The 16,494-nt window shown below is 64.1% G+C and carries 14 protein-coding genes and 3 pseudogenes; 4 read left to right on the forward strand and 13 right to left on the reverse strand.

What is annotated here, in order from left to right:
- Positions 1-8: 8 nt before the first annotated feature.
- The 4 genes from ACQCSX_RS21215 to ACQCSX_RS21230 all read right to left on the reverse strand — a co-directional run bounded on the left by ACQCSX_RS21215 (position 9) and on the right by ACQCSX_RS21230 (position 5,026).
- Positions 9-341: a hypothetical protein gene (locus ACQCSX_RS21215; RefSeq protein WP_427019243.1), complete on the reverse strand. Its 333-nt coding sequence runs from the start codon at positions 339-341 to the stop codon at positions 9-11.
- A complete protein-coding gene (locus tag ACQCSX_RS21220; RefSeq protein ID WP_427019244.1) occupies positions 341-1,117 on the reverse strand; it encodes a ParA family protein in 777 nt (258 codons plus the stop codon). Before ACQCSX_RS21220 ends, ACQCSX_RS21215 begins: the two co-directional genes overlap by 1 nt.
- A gap of 617 nt (positions 1,118-1,734) precedes the next feature.
- Complete coding sequence (locus ACQCSX_RS21225; protein WP_427019245.1) at positions 1,735-3,546, reverse strand: hypothetical protein; 1,812 nt, start codon at positions 3,544-3,546, stop codon at positions 1,735-1,737.
- Positions 3,547-4,132: 586 nt separating this feature from the next.
- Positions 4,133-5,026 (reverse strand): tyrosine-type recombinase/integrase, encoded by an 894-nt coding sequence (locus ACQCSX_RS21230; protein WP_427019246.1) that lies wholly within the window; start codon positions 5,024-5,026, stop codon positions 4,133-4,135.
- Between the two features lie 216 nt (positions 5,027-5,242).
- Here ACQCSX_RS21230 and ACQCSX_RS21235 point away from each other — a divergent pair, with 216 nt between their 5' ends.
- Positions 5,243-7,030 (forward strand): DUF4158 domain-containing protein, encoded by a 1,788-nt coding sequence (locus ACQCSX_RS21235; protein ID WP_427019247.1) that lies wholly within the window; start codon positions 5,243-5,245, stop codon positions 7,028-7,030.
- Complete coding sequence (locus ACQCSX_RS21240) at positions 6,955-8,298, forward strand: transposase (protein WP_427019248.1); 1,344 nt, start codon at positions 6,955-6,957, stop codon at positions 8,296-8,298. Before ACQCSX_RS21235 ends, ACQCSX_RS21240 begins: the two co-directional genes overlap by 76 nt.
- Before the next feature lie 72 nt (positions 8,299-8,370).
- Here the strand turns inward: ACQCSX_RS21240 and ACQCSX_RS21245 are convergent.
- Both ACQCSX_RS21245 and ACQCSX_RS21250 read right to left on the reverse strand, forming a co-directional pair.
- Positions 8,371-8,618, reverse strand: a pseudogene (locus ACQCSX_RS21245) (chromosome partitioning protein ParA); the annotation flags it as partial.
- 181 nt (positions 8,619-8,799) lie between these two features.
- On the reverse strand, positions 8,800-9,600 hold the full coding sequence (locus ACQCSX_RS21250; protein WP_427019249.1) for an HAD family hydrolase: 801 nt from the start codon (positions 9,598-9,600) through the stop codon (positions 8,800-8,802).
- Positions 9,601-9,893: 293 nt separating this feature from the next.
- On the opposite strand from ACQCSX_RS21250, the pseudogene ACQCSX_RS21255 reads away from it, so the two are divergent.
- Positions 9,894-10,839, forward strand: a pseudogene (locus ACQCSX_RS21255) (IS982 family transposase).
- Between the two features lie 76 nt (positions 10,840-10,915).
- On the opposite strand, the gene ACQCSX_RS21260 reads toward ACQCSX_RS21255, so the two are convergent.
- The 7 genes and pseudogenes from ACQCSX_RS21260 to ACQCSX_RS21290 form a co-directional block, all read right to left on the reverse strand.
- On the reverse strand, positions 10,916-11,131 hold the full coding sequence (locus ACQCSX_RS21260; RefSeq protein ID WP_427019250.1) for a hypothetical protein: 216 nt from the start codon (positions 11,129-11,131) through the stop codon (positions 10,916-10,918).
- A 252-nt stretch (positions 11,132-11,383) separates the two neighbouring features.
- The gene (gene tnpC, locus ACQCSX_RS21265) at positions 11,384-12,292 is read right to left on the reverse strand and encodes an IS66 family transposase (RefSeq protein ID WP_427019251.1); all 909 of its coding nucleotides are present in this window, start codon (positions 12,290-12,292) and stop codon (positions 11,384-11,386) included.
- Between the two features lie 3 nt (positions 12,293-12,295).
- Positions 12,296-12,820: a DUF6444 domain-containing protein gene (locus ACQCSX_RS21270; RefSeq protein ID WP_427019208.1), complete on the reverse strand. Its 525-nt coding sequence runs from the start codon at positions 12,818-12,820 to the stop codon at positions 12,296-12,298.
- 139 nt (positions 12,821-12,959) lie between these two features.
- Positions 12,960-13,367 (reverse strand): annotated as a pseudogene (locus ACQCSX_RS21275) (Tn3 family transposase); the annotation flags it as partial.
- Positions 13,289-13,546 carry a hypothetical protein gene (locus tag ACQCSX_RS21280; protein ID WP_427019252.1) on the reverse strand — a complete coding sequence of 86 codons (258 nt, stop codon included), beginning with the start codon at positions 13,544-13,546 and terminating at the stop codon, positions 13,289-13,291. The gene ACQCSX_RS21280 and the pseudogene ACQCSX_RS21275, both read right to left, overlap by 79 nt.
- A gap of 10 nt (positions 13,547-13,556) precedes the next feature.
- On the reverse strand, positions 13,557-13,856 hold the full coding sequence (locus tag ACQCSX_RS21285; protein ID WP_427019253.1) for an IS110 family transposase: 300 nt from the start codon (positions 13,854-13,856) through the stop codon (positions 13,557-13,559).
- Between the two features lie 162 nt (positions 13,857-14,018).
- Positions 14,019-14,951 (reverse strand): LysR family transcriptional regulator, encoded by a 933-nt coding sequence (locus ACQCSX_RS21290; RefSeq protein WP_427019254.1) that lies wholly within the window; start codon positions 14,949-14,951, stop codon positions 14,019-14,021.
- Between the two features lie 302 nt (positions 14,952-15,253).
- Here ACQCSX_RS21290 and ACQCSX_RS21295 point away from each other — a divergent pair, with 302 nt between their 5' ends.
- Positions 15,254-16,327, forward strand: a complete 1,074-nt coding sequence (locus tag ACQCSX_RS21295) for a YeiH family protein (RefSeq protein ID WP_427019273.1) — start codon at positions 15,254-15,256, stop codon at positions 16,325-16,327.
- Positions 16,328-16,494 lie beyond the last annotated feature (167 nt).

Consider the following 16,494-nt stretch of genomic DNA (forward strand, 5'->3'; position numbering starts at 1 on the left):
AGTAATTATCATCGATTGAGTTGGGCGCGAATCGCTTGGTCCAGGAAGTCGACGACCGTCATTTCGCGTTGGGCAAGGTATCCGTCAAGCTCGTCTCGGAGACCAATCTCGATCTTGGATGAGAACGGTTCCATGCGCCGTTTCGATCGTGGACGGCCGGGGCCGGGGCGCGGCACTCCACCACTCTCCTTCGAACCACGGGCCGCCGCCCTGGTCGGCAGCTCTGTCGAATCACTTCCATGGCTCGATTGGCCTTCGACGAGTGGTTGATTGGTCAGAGCGTCAACCACATCAGCGACCGGGGCCTTGCGGATAGAGGACTTCCTCTCGATGGTTGCCACTATTTCGCTCCGTCCAATCTGCGCGCATGTTCAACGAATCGCTCGGTCATGATTGCCGCCCCGCGGCTGGAAAGCTTCGTTAGAGGTGTTCTTGAACTAACCGCATCCTGCATGGCAGTACGACTCGGCAAGTGTGGGAGTTTCACATTGTCGCCATACTCAGCTTCGAGTTCGCCAATTTGGAACGAGTGTTCCGCGGTGAGCGGCGAGCTGGTCTTGTTGATGATGATCCCGGCAAATTCCAAGCTCTGATTCAGATGCGGCAACGACTTGACTTTGCCTACTGTCTCAAGGAATTCAGTTACACCCTTGACTGAGAACGCGGCAGGTTCCGTGACCGTAATAACCCGATTGGCCCAGATCAGCCCATTGAGGGTTAGCCTGCCTAGAGCTGGCGGAAGATCAATGAGGATGTGGTCATACTTCTCGAGTTCCTCCGAATTCCAGGCTGCTGTTTTGAGACGCATTTCCGGAGTCATGAGCGACTCGGATTCGATACGTGACAGTGACTCAGAGCTAGGTACGGCGTCAATGCCGGCCCATGACGTTGATACGATGGCCTGCCCCAAGGTTCCAGGCTCTCCTCCGTAGAGGACGTCAAAGATGTCAAACTCCCCTTCGGCTTCCAATGCTGCAGTTGCATTGGCCTGGGGATCGAGATCAACAACCAGCACTCGGCGCCCAATGAGACTCAACCCCATGGCAATACCGAGGGTCACCGATGTCTTGCCAACTCCGCCCTTGCGGTTTCCTATCGCAGTTACAACTGCTGGCATTGAAGCCTCCTCATGTCCTTACATACATCATTCAGGATTGACTGACGTACGTCAATCTGTCATGACATATTTATTTAACTGGATGATGGAGGAATGTAACGACGCTACTGCATCACGCGCCGGAGTTGCCCGCCAAATATCATTCAATCAATACGTCATGACAGAAATATTTAAATCCACACCGCCCAATTTCTGCTGGGATGGCCCTTCCTACCCAAGCGGATACCTTGATGCGATTGACTCCCGCGCGTCAATCGCATCAAGGTATCCGTGGCTTCCGTCACTAGGTCAAGATGCTGGACGCCCTACGTGGGTGAGGCGTTTCAAATTTAAATAAATACATCATGGCGTAATTATCAAACGAGACGGAAGTGTCCTGGGTATCTCCGGTCTGTAAGCTCCACATCGATCTGCTCAATCTGAACCTTCGCGAAGTCCAACAAGGACAGGAGCATGAATCGACGATGCGCAGCAGCGCTGGTATCTTCTAAGTTCCAGCCCCGGAACTTGGACCTGGTAACCAAACGGGGTCCCCAAAACACCGGCGGTCCACTCTTACGAGGCTAAACGAACTTTAGCCTTGTAAAGCAAATGAAGTGGCCGACAGAGGGCCGACCCTACGCAGCGCGAAGTTGCCAGCCCAACGTGCTAGGGTCATCGCCGGCCCAGGGCACCCAGGGATCATACTCATCGCGTTCCTGGTCGTAGAGATCCGCTTCCGTGATGGCCGGTTCCCTGCGGCGTTCCAGGAAAGCCTGCCACGCCGCGCGTTCCTTCCGCACCCTGCGTTTGTGCTCCTCGTACACCTCCTGGACACCCAACCAGTCCGCGAGCTGGGTCAGGTTCATGGTGTGGAGGATGTGCCAGGTGCCGTGCCGGCGCTCAATCATGGACAGCCCTGCCATGGTCGTCAGCGCCTGGTCGATGGCGGTCCGTCCGATGCCGGTGGAGCGCACGATCTCTGCCGTGGTGGGAGAGAGGCGGTCCCGCTCGATGGCCTCATAGGCCAGTGCCGCGATATCGCCCAGCGCCCTAAATACCGGGCGGATTCCGTAGATCTTGCCCTTCCGCCAGGACAGCGCATTTGCGGTGGAGCGCCACTGTCCAGGCAGGGACAACAGGTACACATCGGCGCGCTTGCCCCGACCCCGTTCGATCCTCTCCAGCAGCCCCTCGGTCAGCGCCTCCAGCCGGGGGAGGAGGCGCGCAATGGTGCCATGGTGCTTCCCCATGGCTATCGCGAAGGACCGGCACCCCACATCGACCACCAGGGATTCCTTGGCCCGGGCAAATCCGATCACAGCCCGCAGCAGCAGACGCAGCGTGATCCCTTCCCGGCCACTTCTGGCCAGCCGCTGGTCAAGGACTGCGTAGAGCACGTTTTCAAGATCATTGATTTCAGCCAGCACACTGACGCTCGAACGCCCCGCAGACCCCCCCCCGCCGTGGGTTAAAGCAGGCTCTGTGTCGTAGTTAAGTGAACTCTTTCCCCCGGCGGTTCTGGTCCCCGGTTTTTGGGCCACCCAGGCCTGGGCCTTGTCCCATTCGTAGGGCAGGAGCCGGCCGGCCCGGTCGCCGTAGAGGGCGGCCAGGCCGGCAAAGTCGGTGCCCAGGCGTGCCTCGATGTCGGGGAGGGTGAGGGAGAAGGTGGAGAGGTGTGCCAGCACGGCCATGCGTGCCTCCGACGGGCTCGCATACCGGGCAGTGTCGTAGATCCCGGTGCGGGCCACCTGGCGCAGCACCGAACCCCGCGGCCCGGGGATCCTGACGAAGGCCGCAGCCCCCGTGTCGACTACAGGACGGCGTGCCTTGGTCGCCTTGCGGGCGCGGAGCTGGTGGAGGGATGCGGCCAGGGCCAGGCGCAGGGCCGTGATCGTGGGGGCCGGGTTCCGGCGGCGCATGATGTCGTAGGCCTGCGCCAGGGGGGTGTCGAGGTCCTGGTGGCCGACACCAGACTTGTGCACCGATCCGGGAGGGCGGATGCACCCATCGGTGATGTTCTGGTGGGGGCCGGGGTCAAGGCTGGGGAAGCGCAGGCCCAGGGCTTCGACGAGCTCGCGGGCGTCCTCGGCCGCCAACCGGTCAAGGAGGGGGATGTAGAGGTGGCGGCCGCCGCTGGGGGAGTGGTCGGCCACGTATCGGATCCCGCAGGAGTCCAGCAGGGCGCCGATGGCGGCCGCGTCGGCGTCAACAACCGTCTGGGCGGCTTTGGAGGTGTCAAGGTCCAAACACAGCGTGGCGACGGTGCCGTCGGGACCGTGCACCATGACGGCCGCCGGCCGGGACGGCAGCGCCTTCGTGATTTTGGGCGGGTGGGCAGGGCGCGGGTACTTGCCCGCGCGGGTGGCCAGACGCATCACCGGGGCACCCGCGACCAGGGGTGCGAGAGCAGCCCAGACCTGGGCGGGGGTGGGGGAGGAACCCGACACGGCAAGCGTGTCGACAGGGTCGCCTAGACCCTCAAATGGGTGTGCGTGTATGATCGTCATATTCCTAGTCGGTAGTGGGCATGACAAAGCCGCTATTCCTTGAGGTAGCTGGAAACCGGGAGTCTTGGCGGAATCAGGGTTTTTAGCTACAGATTGTTTGTCAGGTGGGGCCCGCTACGGCGGGCCTTCTTCCTTTAAGAAGCGATGCGGGCGATAGGCGGTGCCTCCTGGGTACTAATCTGGTCAAGTTGGACAGTGGACAGGTGGCTCTTCACTAAGGTCGCGACGTAGTCGCTCACCGTCATGCCATAGGCCTCCGCGACAGCTGCAAGTTTGTCAGCGTCGGGTACGAGCATGCGGGATCCAACAAGTCTGCGGTCGCCTTTGCTGCGGCGACCGCCTCCACGGTTTCCAGTTGCTGTCATAGGAATCATTCAACCTGTAACTGTTTCCATGTTTCGGGACCTAATGGGCGTGTCGTTCAGAAACCTTTTGTTACGGCGGCGGCTGCCGCCAGCCAGGCCCGCTGTGTCGCTGGTTGCAGGGGTGGGACCCAAGTACGCCTGAAACCTGCCACGCCCGTGGTTTATCGGTCGGTGGGGAGGGTGTCGATGGCGTTTTGGCGGTCGGCTTCGGATGGTTTCGTGTAGCGGCGGGTGGTCTCCAGCCGGGCGTGGCCCATGAGTTCGGCGACGAGCACGACGTCGTGGCCCTCGCGCACGAGGTTGGTTCCGAACGTGTGGCGCAGGATCTGGGTGGTGAAATCGATGTCGGGGCTATCGGTGAAACCGGCGTCGCAGGCCAGATCCCCAAGGATGCCATCGCATCCCTTGACGCTCAGTCGTTCGCCGCGGTAGTTCAAGAAGACCGCGGGGTTGTTGGCCGCGCCCGGCCATGAGGGGCGTTCCTCGTTGATCCACAAGGCCAGGTTCTCCCGCAGCACGGGGTGGACGGGGACTTCCCGGTAGCGGCCGCCCTTGCCGGAACGAACGATCAGCAGGCCCTTGCGGGCCGAGAGGCGCACGTCCCCGAGGTCGAGTGCGGTGATCTCGCTGATCCGCAACCCGGCATAGAACGGGGTGTAGCCGATGGCCCGGTTGCGGGGGTGGGTGCAGCGTTCACAGGTGCGTAGCCAGCGTTTCTGGTTGCGTTCGTCCAAGGCCCTGGGTGCGGTGGAGGGCAGTTCGAGCCGTTTGGCGTTCGGGGTGCCCACGCCGGTGCGGGTGTAGAAGTCGCTCAGGGCCGCCAGATGCGCGTTGATCGTGGCGGGTTTGCGCTTGAGGACTTTCTGAAGGTGGGTGCGCCAGTCCCGGACGGCTCCGTCTCGCGCCGCTGGGTCAAAGAGGGCCGAGCTGTCCACGTCGGCGCCATCGAGCCAGGCGAAGAAGGTACGCACCCGTGAGGCGTAGGCGCGGCGGGAATCGTCATCGAGCGGGGCAGACCCCAGAAGCAGGAGGTATTCGCCCCAGAGTTGTTCCAAATACGGGGCCAACACGGCCGGGGCACGTCCCCGTCGAGGCTTTTCTTCTGCTTCCGTTGTGATATCTGAAGCTGCCCCGGGGCCTTCCTGTCCCGCAGATTTCGCGATATCTGAAGTCATTGCAGTATTCTACTTCAGATATTCGTTGTTATCTGAAGTTGTTTCGACTTGTGCGCCTCGCTGGTGCCTCCGGTTCCCTGCAGGAGAGGAAGATTCGTGACGTCCGTGGACAGGACCGCCTATCCGAGATTCACCGCTGCGGTATCGGAGCGGCAGTTGGCAGAGTCGTTCACCCCGACCGAGGACGAGAAGGACTGGGCCGGGGCAAAGACACGGGACGAAGCCGGTCGTGCGGTGCTGCTGACGGTGTTGAAGTGCTATCAGCGGTTGGGGTATTTCACGCGGGCCGAGGAGGTTCCCGCGGCCGTTACCGGCCATGTTGGAGCGCTGTTGGGTGTGACGATCGACCTTGCCGGCGCGTCCCGGGCGGAGAGGACCTGGTGGCGCTATCGCGATTATGTCCGCGTCCGCATGGGCGTCGTCTACGATGCCAAACGGGTTCGCCGGATGGCTGCCGGGGCGTTGGAGGCCGCGGTGGTGACCAAAGACCACCCTGCCGACCTGATTAACGTGGCGTTGGAGGAACTGCTCCGTGCCGGCTGCGAGCTGCCCGGGTATTCGACTCTCGACAGCATGGTCGCCAGGATCCGTGCCCGGTACAACACCACGCTGTTCGCCGGGGTTCAAGAGCGGATGGCTTCCGGTGACCGGCTGCGGTTGGAACGATTGCTGCTGGTGGACCCTGTATCGCGGCGCAGCGAATTCGAGACGCTCAAGGCGCCCGCGGGCTCGGCGATGAAGCTGGGGAAATTCAAGGACCGCATCGAGCTCCTGCGCCGGCTCGACGCGGTCGGCGAGACCGGCACCTGGCTCGGCGGCGTCTCGGCGCAGCGGATCTCCCATTTCGCCGGGCAGGCCCGCGCCCTCGATGTCGATGAACTCTCCAGGACCGGGGAGCCCAAGCGGCTGACCCTCATCGCGTGCCTGCTGCATGAGACCCGTATCCGCCTGCGCGACGAGACCGTCGAGATGTTCTGCAAACGCATGGCCCTCGTCCACAAAAAGGGACGCGAGCGGCTCGAGGAACTCAAACTCGCCCACCGCGCCGAGTCGGAGTACCTGCTCGATGTGTTCGGAGAGGTCCTCTCCCTGGCCCATGAGGTGTCCGGGAATGAAGAGACCTCCGAGGGAGGGTTCGACGCAGCCGCGGCGGGGCAGAAACTCTTGGAGACGCTTCAGGCCGCCGGTGGCCTGAAGCGGCTGACAGCCGCACACGAAGCGGTCTCGGCCCACCACGGACGCAACTACTTGCCACTGCTGGAATCGTTCTGCCGGGCTCACCGCGCCGCCCTGTTCGAGCTGTTGGAGGCCCTTGTCCTGGAAGCGACCAGCGCTGATGCCAGCGTGGTGAATGCCGTGAACTTCATTCGTGCCTGCCGCAAACGCACCGGTGAATACGTCCCCGAAACCCTCACGGTTGCCGGCGAAGATGGCACCTTGCGGAAGCTGGCACTCGATCTGGACTCCTTCGCTACCGAGGCGTGGAAGAAGGTCATCCGTGACAAGAAGCACCCCGGGAAACTCGCGCGCCGCCACCTGGAGGTCTGCGTGTTCTCATTCCTCGCCGCGGAACTGCGCTCGGGCGATATCGCAGTGGTCGGCGCCGATTCCTACGCGGGGCTGCACCGGCAGATGATGACTTGGCAGCAGTGCCGCGACCTCGCCGAGGACTTTGCTCCCAGACCGGCATCCCCGCAACCGGGAGCGGGCTGGTCGAGCACTTCAAGGCGCAGCTGGCCGACACCGCACAGGCCGCCGACGCCGGATACCCGGCCAACACCGACCTCGTCCTGGAAGGCGACCGGCCCTTGCTCAAACGCCGGAAAGGGGCCGACCGGAGGCCATCGGCCATCGCCCTGGAAGCAGCCGTCCATGAGCGCCTGAGCGAACGCGGACTTCTGGACATCATTACCGTCAGCGCCCACCGGCTGGGCTGGCACAAGCATTTCGGACCGGCCTCGGGCTCCGACCCGAAACTGCGCGACGCCTTGGGCCGATACTGCCTCACTGTCTTCACCTACGGCACCCTCCTTGGCCCCGCACAGGTCGCCCGCCACATGGAAGGCGCCGTCAGCGCCCACGAGCTCTACACCGCAGGGAACAAGCACGCCACGGCCGAGAAGATCACCCGTGCCTCGGCCGAGGTCATCAATGCCTTTGCGCATCTGGACGTCGCCTCCGTCTGGGGCGATGGGCGCACCGTCGCAGCCGACGGCACCCAGGTCGATACCTGGGAGAACAACCTGCTGGCCGAGTCCCATATCCGCTACGGGGGATACGGAGGCATCGCCTACCGCCACGTTTCCGACACCTACATCGCGCTGTTCAGCCACTTCATTCCCTGCGGAGTGTGGGAAGCGGTCTACATCATCGAAGGACTGCTGCAAAACGACTCCGAGCTGCAACCCGACACGATCCACGCCGACACGCAAGGACAGTCCCTGCCCGTCTTCGGTCTCGCCGCGCTCCTGGGCTTTGACCTGCTCCCACGCATCCGGGACTGGAAAGACCTCATTCTCTACCGCCCCGACACGACCACCCGCTACACGCACATCGACTCACTGTTCGGTGACACAGCCATCGACTGGGGACTGATCGAGACCCACTGGCCCGACCTGATGCGCACCGTCATTTCCATCCGCGAGGGCCGCCTGTCATCAGTCACCCTTTTACGCAGGCTGGGCAACCACTCCCGCAAGAACCGCCTCTACCGGGCCTTCCGCGAACTCGGGCGCGTCGTGCGCACCATCACGCTGCTCCGCTATCTATCCGACCCCGAACTGCGCGAACAGATCACCGCGATCACCAACCGGGTCGAATCGTTCCACAAATTCAGCGACTGGCTGGCTTTCGGGAACGAAATGATCGGTCACAACGACCCCGAACAGCAGGAAAAGATCATCAAGTTCAACGAGCTGCTGGCCAACATCGTCATCTACTCCACCGCCTGCGACATCACCGCCGCCGCCAACGAGCTCGCAGCCGAAGGCCACACTATCGACACCGAAGACCTGGCCACGATCTCTCCCTATATCACCAGGAGCATCCGCCGCTTCGGAGACTACGTCCTCAACCTCGCCCCGCCGGACCAAGACCCGCAAACGAAACTAGACCTGCAACCAGGGGCACTATTCCCACCCACCAGAATCTAGAACCATGCATTCCCCGCCATGGGGCATGGCAGGTTTCAGGCGTACTTGGGTCCCACCCCTTGCAGGGCGTCACCTGATGGGTCCGTTGACCAGGGCCGGGTCGTAGGGGACTGGGACGACGGCGCGAACATGCGGAGCGAAGCCGTCCGCGATGCGCTGGGCCTCTGCCTTGGCGCGTTTGAGGGGTCGCCACTCAAGGTGCGTTTGGCGTCGGTGGATTCGGAGACGATCACGACGGCGTTGCGAGCCAGCTCTGAGTCGTGGCCACCCCCGGATTCGAGCGTCTGTAACGTCAGGCGCGCTGCTTCGTCCCGGTCTTGGGGTCTGACCTGCAGCGGAACAGTGGTTGGCGCTAAGCCTTCCGCTGACTTGGCTTCACGCCCCGAACATGCGCCAGAGCCGTTAGCGCCGGATCCTGTTCCATTGTTCGTGACGGGCCAGGGACGCGTCGTATACCCTGCTGCACCGGCGCTCCGTGGACGCTGGTGGCAGCCGGCGGAATTACCCGCCTGGGGACGCGCGCCGCGCGATGTGGATGCCACTGGCCGTTGCCGAGAATTCGAGTTCAGCCAGGCTGGTAAGGATGAGATCGGCGCTTAGATCCGCCGCTGCATGTGTGCCCGCCACCGCCAAGGTCGTGCACCCGGCATCATGCGCGGAGCGCAGGCCAGCCGATGCGTCTTCGACGACGAGGCAGCGGCCGGGCTCGAAGCCCAGCCGTCGGGCGCCGAGCGCGAAGGGTTCGGGGTCCGGTTTGCCGTGTATGACGTCGTCGGCGGTGACTACCACGCGGGGCGACACCAGCCCGGAAGCAGCGATTCGTGCCGCGGCCAGGGCCCGCGTACACGAGGTAACAATTGCTTTGCGATATTCCCCGATCGCCGAGAGCGCTTCGGCGGCTCCCGGAAGGATGGTGATACCGCAGAGCTCGGTGATCTCAAGTTGTTGAATGCGCTCAAAGGCTGCGTCGAACTCTTCGGGCGGGACCAGAGAAGCCACAATATCCCGGGCCGGCTGGCCGTGGGCGCCGTCGAGGAACGATGGAGCGAGTCCACGTTCGGCACACCACGCAAGCCAGGACCGAAGCACCGCGGGGGTCGAATCAATGAGGGTGCCATCCATATCGAACAAGACAGCGTCAAACGTCTGCCCGATCACGGGCCGCAACGGCCAGCTCACCTCAGCGGCATTGGCTCCGGAGACAAGGATGGTGCGGTCATTCAAGGGGGTCATGGATGCGGCGTCTTTCTTTCTCGGCACTCGGACATAGATTTTTGGCTTATCGTCTGTGGATTCGCCCATCCGAAGACAAATTTAGTCCATATGTGGCTTGTATCTCTTAAGTACCCCCCCTGTTGTTGAGGTGGGGTGGTCGTCGTTTACGGTGGCCTTGGGAGGGCCGGGGTGGTTCCGGTTTTCGGCTTCGCGGTTCGTGGTGAAACCGAGTCCGCTGGCATGAATTTATGCCGTCGTTCGGGCGGCACTGCTAGATGAGTTATTCCAAGGGGTGTTGGAGGGCCATCGCGTCTTGACGCGGGATGCAGGGGTGCCCAGAACCGGCGGCGTCAAACCCAACGCCGACCCCGGAGGCCCCCGTGGACGCCGATCTGGACACCCCTACAACGGCATTCTCTGCCGCCACCGACGACCTGGTGAAGGCCCACCCCGAACGGATGCCCTACCGGCCCCGGGTCTGCACCAGCCCCCGGATCACCGACGCCGAACTCATCACGCTCTCGGTCATGCAGGCCCTGCTGGGGTCTACCAGCCAGGCCCGCTGGCTGAGATATGCGAACACGTTCCTGCACGCGATGTTCCCCTCCCTGCCGGGCCAGGTAAGACTGCAACAAGCACCTGCGCCGGCCCCCGGGCCATGAACTGGCTCATCGGCGTGCTCGCCCAGCGGAACGACATCTGCTGCGACGACGTGTGGGTCGTCGATTCAACCCCGGTCGAATGCGCCCGCTCCACGGAGACCGTGCGCCGCTCGGAGATGGCCGGGTGGGCCGAATACGGGTACTGCCCCTCCCACACCCGCTGGTTTTGGGGCTGCGCCTGCACCTGGTCGCCACCGTGCACGGGCTGCCGGCCGGCTATGCCCTGACCGGGGCCACCGCCGATGAACGCCAAACCCTCCTGGACATCCTCGCCAACACCCCGGCCATGAACCCGCTCCAGGCCGACGGCCACCGGCAGCTCCTCATCGGCGACAAAAACCACTACGGCGCCGGGTTCGAGGAGGAGCCGAACGGGGTCGGGACCGGGCTGCTGCGCCCGGCACGCAAGGGCGAAAGACCCCGGCCCGGGGCCCGGTTCTTCAAACCCCTGCGCCAGATCATCGAATCCATCAACGACACCCTCAAAGGCCAGCTCAATCTGGAACAATACGGCGGGCGCACCCCGGCCGGGGTCACCACACGCATCATCCAGAGGCTGCTGGCCATGACCGCGGCCATCTGGCACAACGACCAGACCGGCCAGGCCATCCGCCGCTCACTGATCGCCTACGACCCCGGGAAACCCCTGGGCGGACCCGAGTGAGCATGACGTTGGCCACAAAGACCAGATGGTAAGTGGTCCACGGCGACGGCCCGGTGGTGAGGCCCTCGACTGACGGTCACGAGCGTGTCTGCTCCCAAGTCTCCCCAAAGGGAACCGTGTCGCTGAGCTCGAACGTGTACCGGACAGGATCATGGCGGGTGACCAGGATGCCGGCAGAGCGCTGGGCCATTGCTGCTTGACGGAGCACAGCCTCTGCATCGTTGAGCAACTCGTAAAGTTGTTCAGGCTCGCTGATGAGGACTTCCAAATGCTCGATCGTTTGACTACTCATGATGAACAGCTTCCTTGTGATGTGGATCAAGTGCTGTAAATACTCTGATGTGAACACTCGTTCAAGTCAACCGTTCTAGATAAAGATGTTGAAATTTTTCCCCCGCCAATAGTCGTAGAGCCTGTTCCTACACCCGCTTGGCGAGCCGTTGCTGGTGATTCCGATCATGGTCCAGCGGGCCCTGGCCTCGTGGTGGGGCGGCAGCCGTTCATAGGGGTGTGGCTTGTGAATTAGGGGGCGCTTCGTAACTGTTCAGGGGGTGGCGGGGATCCAGGGGTTCCCGCAGAAGAGGTCCCTGAGGGCACCACCGGCGTTTTTGCCCTGTTTCCGTGCGGTTCCGACGTAGGAGCGCACGGCCAGAAACGCTTCGGCGCCCTCCCATGACCGCCAGGATCCGGAGACCTTCTGCTGCAGCTTGACCATCCGGACGTCACGCTCCGCGTGGTTGTTATCGAAGCTGACGGTGAAGTCGTGGGCGAAGCGCAGGACATCGTCCTCGTAGGTGTCCAGGCGTTTGAGCAGGGAACGCACCGGGCCCATCGCGGGCCGGCCGCGCTTCCCGGTCGGTGGCGGGAGCGGATTCAGTCCCACCCCGCGGGCAATCAGGCGCCGGTACCGGCGCCGGCGTCCGCGCAGCACCCACTTGTTCAGGCTGGTCTTGCCTGCCGCTTTGGCCCCGTCCACGGCCACGAGCATCTCCACCAACAAATCGGCCATCCGCAGCGGCCAGTCCTGCCCGCCGGCCTCGGCGATCCCGGCCAGTTCCCGGAGGTGGTGCGCGTTGCACAACCCATGCCGGACCGGGTAGCGGCGGTAGGCCGGAAGCCCGGCGTGCACCGCCACCCCGTTGAAGCCGTGCCCCAGGATCCCGCCGGCTTCAATGGACCCGCCGCTGCGTGCCGGGGCCAGATGCAAGAGCGTCACCGCCCCGGTGGAGGCCACATGCACCCAGGCCAGCTTCCCCTGAACCCGGGCCCCGGTCTCATCAAAGTGCGCCACCCCTGCGTGGCGCACCCGGGCCCTGGCCGCTTCCAGGAACGGTTCGAGCAGCTTCTTCGCCCGCGGTTGCAGGGAGGCCAGCCACCCGGTGGAGACCGGGGCACCGAAGGCGTCGGCCATCAGCTCGGCGGTGCGGGCCACCGGCAGGTGGTGCCGGCCCATCAGCTAGGCGCCCAGCCCCTGGATCCTTGGCCCGTAGCAGGTGGTGGCGGTGGCCTCGGCCGGGAAGGGCGCTTCGCACTGGTGCCCGCAGGAGCATTGGCGGGTGCGTGCCCGGTGCTCGGTGATGTGCAGCCGGATCGCGGGCAGGTCGAAGACCTGCCGGAACCGCTCTCCGGTCACCGGTCCCTGGGAAACATCCAGCCCGCAGCGCCCGCAGCGGTCCGGTTCGTGGATCGGCACCACATCGGCGGTATCGACCGGTTCCGGGCGCATCCCCGGATCCCCGGACTGCTTGCCCGGGGAACGGCCCGAGGGCCGGCGCAGGGACCGTGGCGGCGGTTTGGTGAACGCGTCGGTGCTCGGTGGTTTGGAGGAGTTCTGCGAGTTCTTTTTCAGGCGGCCTTCGAGGGTGGCGACCCTCGAGCGCAGGGAGCCGACCCCGGTTTTCAGGGCCGTGATCAGCGCGTCGGATTCTTCCAGCCGGGCCAGCAACGACCCGACCGTGGGAACAGCGGATGAATCGGACATGTGAACCAGCCAACCAGGGAAGGTGCCTACCTGCCTGCGAACCTCTTCAGAATCCACCCGGCGGACGCCTAAACCGCGTCAACACGCCACACGCCCCCTGAATAGTTACGGCGCTTCAGAAAACGGAAAAAATACCACGCTAAGCCTTGGACAGTGGGCGCAGTGGCCTGAATTTGCCTGGGCCGATCCGGGCGGTGCTGCGCCAGGTGTAGTCGCCGGTGAGGTTGATGTGTTCCCAGCCGAGCGGAGACAAGTGCTGCAACAAGGCGTCATCGAAACTGTGGTCTCGGTCGCGGAGGTTGTTGGTGGCCCGTTCAAGGTAGACGGTGTTCCAGAGCACGATGGCGGCGGTGAGGAGGTTCAGTCCGCGGGCGCGGTAGCGTTGTTGTTCGAATCCGCGGTCCCGGATTTCGCCGAGGCGGTTGAAGAACACGGCCCTGGCGAGGGCGTTGCGTGCTTCTCCCTTGTTCAGTCCGGCGTTGACCCGGCGGCGGAGTTCCACGCTTTGGAGCCAGTCCAGGATGAACAGGGTGCGTTCGATCCGACCCCTTGTACACGAGTTCCTGGAGACTGCGGATGGCGTTGTTTTTGGCGGGGCGGGTCCTTTTTGGTGTAGGAGTCGCCTCCGGAGTCGTCGTAGCTCTCGTCGTCGGAGAGGAGGTACCAGGCGTCGGTGAGCGTGGCGTGTTCGGTGGAGACGACGGCCTTGGTCTTGTCGCGGCGCACGATGAGCCTGCTAAACGTGCCCCGAGGTAGCTGTCCTTGGTGTGGCGGGCGCGCTCAACGTCGCGACGCCCAGCGCGCCCTTGAGGTACGGATTCCCGGGGCGGGTTTTGGTGGAATTAACCCGGCCTGCGGAGGCCGTTGGAGCCGGACTGAGTCCGGCCCAGGAGGCCAGTCCGCCGGGGATTTCAAAGTGGCTCATATCCGCCTCGGTTTCCGCGATGATGCCATCGGCGACCAGGCTGGAGACCCCGGGAATCGTGGCGAGGATTTCCGGACGGCCTGAAAGGGCTCCATGGCCGCGTCGAACCATCGGGTGAGGGAACCAACGCGGTCAAGGTCCATGGAACAGATGAACCCGTGGTGGGCCTGTACCCGGCCGGGCGCGGCGACAGGAGCCCATGGAGGATTTTTGGCAGAACGTTGGAAAGCATCAGCGAGCTGGAGCGGGGATCCGCGGGGCACTGCGTCACGGTCACTGTCCGCCGGGCCCTGCGGCGACGGCTGCCAAATCGCGGGCGGCACCGGATGGGGGTGCGCTGCCCGTGAGCCAGATCGCGGTGAGCGGCCGCCGCAGGGGCGGCCCGGAGACGGCAACGGCAGCGAGGCGGTGCAGGGCCAGGTCGTCGCCGACGGCCAGCTCGCCGAGCACTCCGGGTGCGGTGCCCGCCGCAATTGCGGAGCGGACCGCTGCAGTGGTGGAGAGCTCGACGGCGGGCGCTGCCATGGTTTTTTGGGTGTTCTGGGTGAGGAGGTGCTCAAGCGCTTCCCGGGTACCGCTGCCCTGTTCGCGGGTTACCAGGGGGGTTGCTGCCAGTTCCTCCGGAGTGACGGCGGAACGCCTTGTGGCCCATCGATGCTCCGGAGCGACAACGAGGACCAGGTCATCGTAGCGCACGGTGCGGCTGGCCACATCGGCGGGAACTGTGGGGCTTTCGATGAACCCCAGGGCGGCCGCACCGGACCGCACAAGCTGCCCCACTGTCGCACTGTTGGACACACTGAGCTGAACCTTCGTCGGGACCAGCCCGAGTGATTCCTGCTGGCGCCGCAGTGCCACGAGCCACTGTGGCAGCAGATACTCGGCAATGGTCTGGCTGGCCGCCACATGCAAGCGGCTCACACTGTCGGCGCGGACCGACGCTATTCCGGCGTCCAGGCGTTCGGCCGCGGCGAGGACCTCGGCTGCCCAGTCGGCAATCAGCGCACCCGTCTGCGTCAGCGTGGAACCACGCGGGGTGCGGGCCAGCAGCGGGGCGCCCACCTGCGCTTCCAACGACTTCATCCGCAAGGAAGCGCTCTGCTGTGACAACCCCAGCTGGTGTGCCGCCGAGGACAGGCTCCCCAGTTCTTGGACAGCGGCGAGCATCTGCAGCGCCGCCAGATCCGGCATCCGCGCACTGAGCATCGGGGCTCCTTCGTTCAGGCTTCCGACTCGAGCCACAATCCACGCTTGTGACCCCACAACTATATGCCCCCTACTGCCGGATTCCGCACAGGGGAAGGATGGAATGCATGAGAACCTCGGCCCAGCTCCCCACCCCCACCACAAGCACTGTGCTTCAGTCTTCTCCGGCAAGGATATAGGCCGCTTTCCAGACCTGGATGACCGGCCTGACCAACTGCTTCAACAGAAAGGAATCCCGGTCCGAAACCGCCTGCCAGCTACGGCGTTTCACCGGATCGCACACGACCATGACCCAGAACCTGATGCCCGCCCAGCGGCGCCGCGACCGGGGGCGTACCCTGCCGCCGGCCCTAAAGACGAATCCCCTCAAGCACAAAAGGGCGCCCGGCCTCGTGGTTGCGGCAGCCGCCGTCGGGGTAGCGTGGCTGGTGCACCTGGCCGTGCCGGCGATGCCGTTTTTGACCGCCGCGGTCATTTTGGGCATTCTGGCAGCGAATGTGCCGGTCAGCAGCTCCCCTGTCGCCGGTATCTTGCGGCCCGGCCTGGATTTCTCGGGCAAGAAGTTCATGCGGCTGGGCATTGTGTTGCTGGGCCTGAAACTCAGCCTGTTTGACGTGGCGGCGTTGGGCTGGGGGACCCTGGGGATTATCGTCTCGATCGTGCTCCTGACTTTTTTTGGGACGCTGCTGCTCGGCAAGGCCCTCAAGCTCCCTGGCGACCAGCCGATCCTGCTGGCCACAGGCTTTTCGATCTGCGGCGCGTCCGCCATTGGCGCCATGAGTGGCGTGACGAAGACTGACCACCGGGATACCGTCGTGCCGATCGCCCTCGTCACCTTGTGCGGAACCCTAGCCATCGGCGTGTTGCCGCTCCTGAAAATCCCGCTGGGACTGGATCCGGTGCCGTTTGGCCATTGGGTGGGAGCGAGCGTGCACGACGTGGGCCAGGTGGTTGCCACGGCGCAAACCGCCGGTCCTGCAGCCTTGGCGGGTGCGTTGATCATCAAGCTCACACGCGTGCTGATGCTGGCGCCGATGGTCACCGGCGTTGCCCTTGTCCGGCGCCGGACGCACAAGCGGGTCGGCAGCCCATTGAGGGAGTCCGGTGCCGAGATAAAACTACCTCCGCTGGTGCCGCTGTTTGTTGCCGGGTTCATGGCCATGATCCTGGTGCGGACGCTAGGCTTCCTGCCGCCGGCTGTCCTGGGCATGGCCGGGACAGCTCAGGACCTGCTTTTGGCTGCCGCCCTGTTTGGTCTTGGCTCATCCGTTCGGGTCGGCTCGCTGATGCGGACCGGCGGCCGGGCGATCGTCGCGGCCATGTTGTCCTGGGCCCTCATCGCGGCCCTGGCATACGGGGGCGTGCAGCTGATGTGACGCCGAAGTCGTGTGCGGCATGTCGTGCCGCCCCACCGGACTGTGGCGGCGTCCACGGCCTGGCGCTTTCCAGCACGAGTAGTCATCATCCTCGCCTGGGACGGTGTTGAACGTCATGGCCCCCGGCAATCCTGCAGCACAGAGACTGATCAACTTAGCTTGTTATT

The sequence above is a fragment of the Pseudarthrobacter sp. P1 genome (assembly GCF_050156935.1).
GTDB lineage: Bacteria > Actinomycetota > Actinomycetes > Actinomycetales > Micrococcaceae > Specibacter.

What these genes read in the sequence shown, in the direction of transcription:
- ACQCSX_RS21220 (WP_427019244.1), bottom strand. Translation starts at nt 1,117, where the DNA reads ATGCCAGCAGTTGTAACTGCGATAGGAAACCGCAAGGGCGGAGTTGGC.
- ACQCSX_RS21250 (WP_427019249.1), bottom strand. Translation starts at nt 9,600, where the DNA reads ATGGGCGAATCCACAGACGATAAGCCAAAAATCTATGTCCGAGTGCCG.
- ACQCSX_RS21260 (WP_427019250.1), bottom strand. Translation starts at nt 11,131, where the DNA reads ATGAGTAGTCAAACGATCGAGCATTTGGAAGTCCTCATCAGCGAGCCT.
- tnpC (WP_427019251.1), bottom strand. Translation starts at nt 12,292, where the DNA reads ATGGGCCGGCACCACCTGCCGGTGGCCCGCACCGCCGAGCTGATGGCC.
- ACQCSX_RS21270 (WP_427019208.1), bottom strand. Translation starts at nt 12,820, where the DNA reads ATGTCCGATTCATCCGCTGTTCCCACGGTCGGGTCGTTGCTGGCCCGG.
- ACQCSX_RS21285 (WP_427019253.1), bottom strand. Translation starts at nt 13,856, where the DNA reads ATGGTTCGACGCGGCCATGGAGCCCTTTCAGGCCGTCCGGAAATCCTC.
- ACQCSX_RS21290 (WP_427019254.1), bottom strand. Translation starts at nt 14,951, where the DNA reads ATGCTCAGTGCGCGGATGCCGGATCTGGCGGCGCTGCAGATGCTCGCC.
- ACQCSX_RS21295 (WP_427019273.1), top strand. Translation starts at nt 15,254, where the DNA reads ATGCCCGCCCAGCGGCGCCGCGACCGGGGGCGTACCCTGCCGCCGGCC.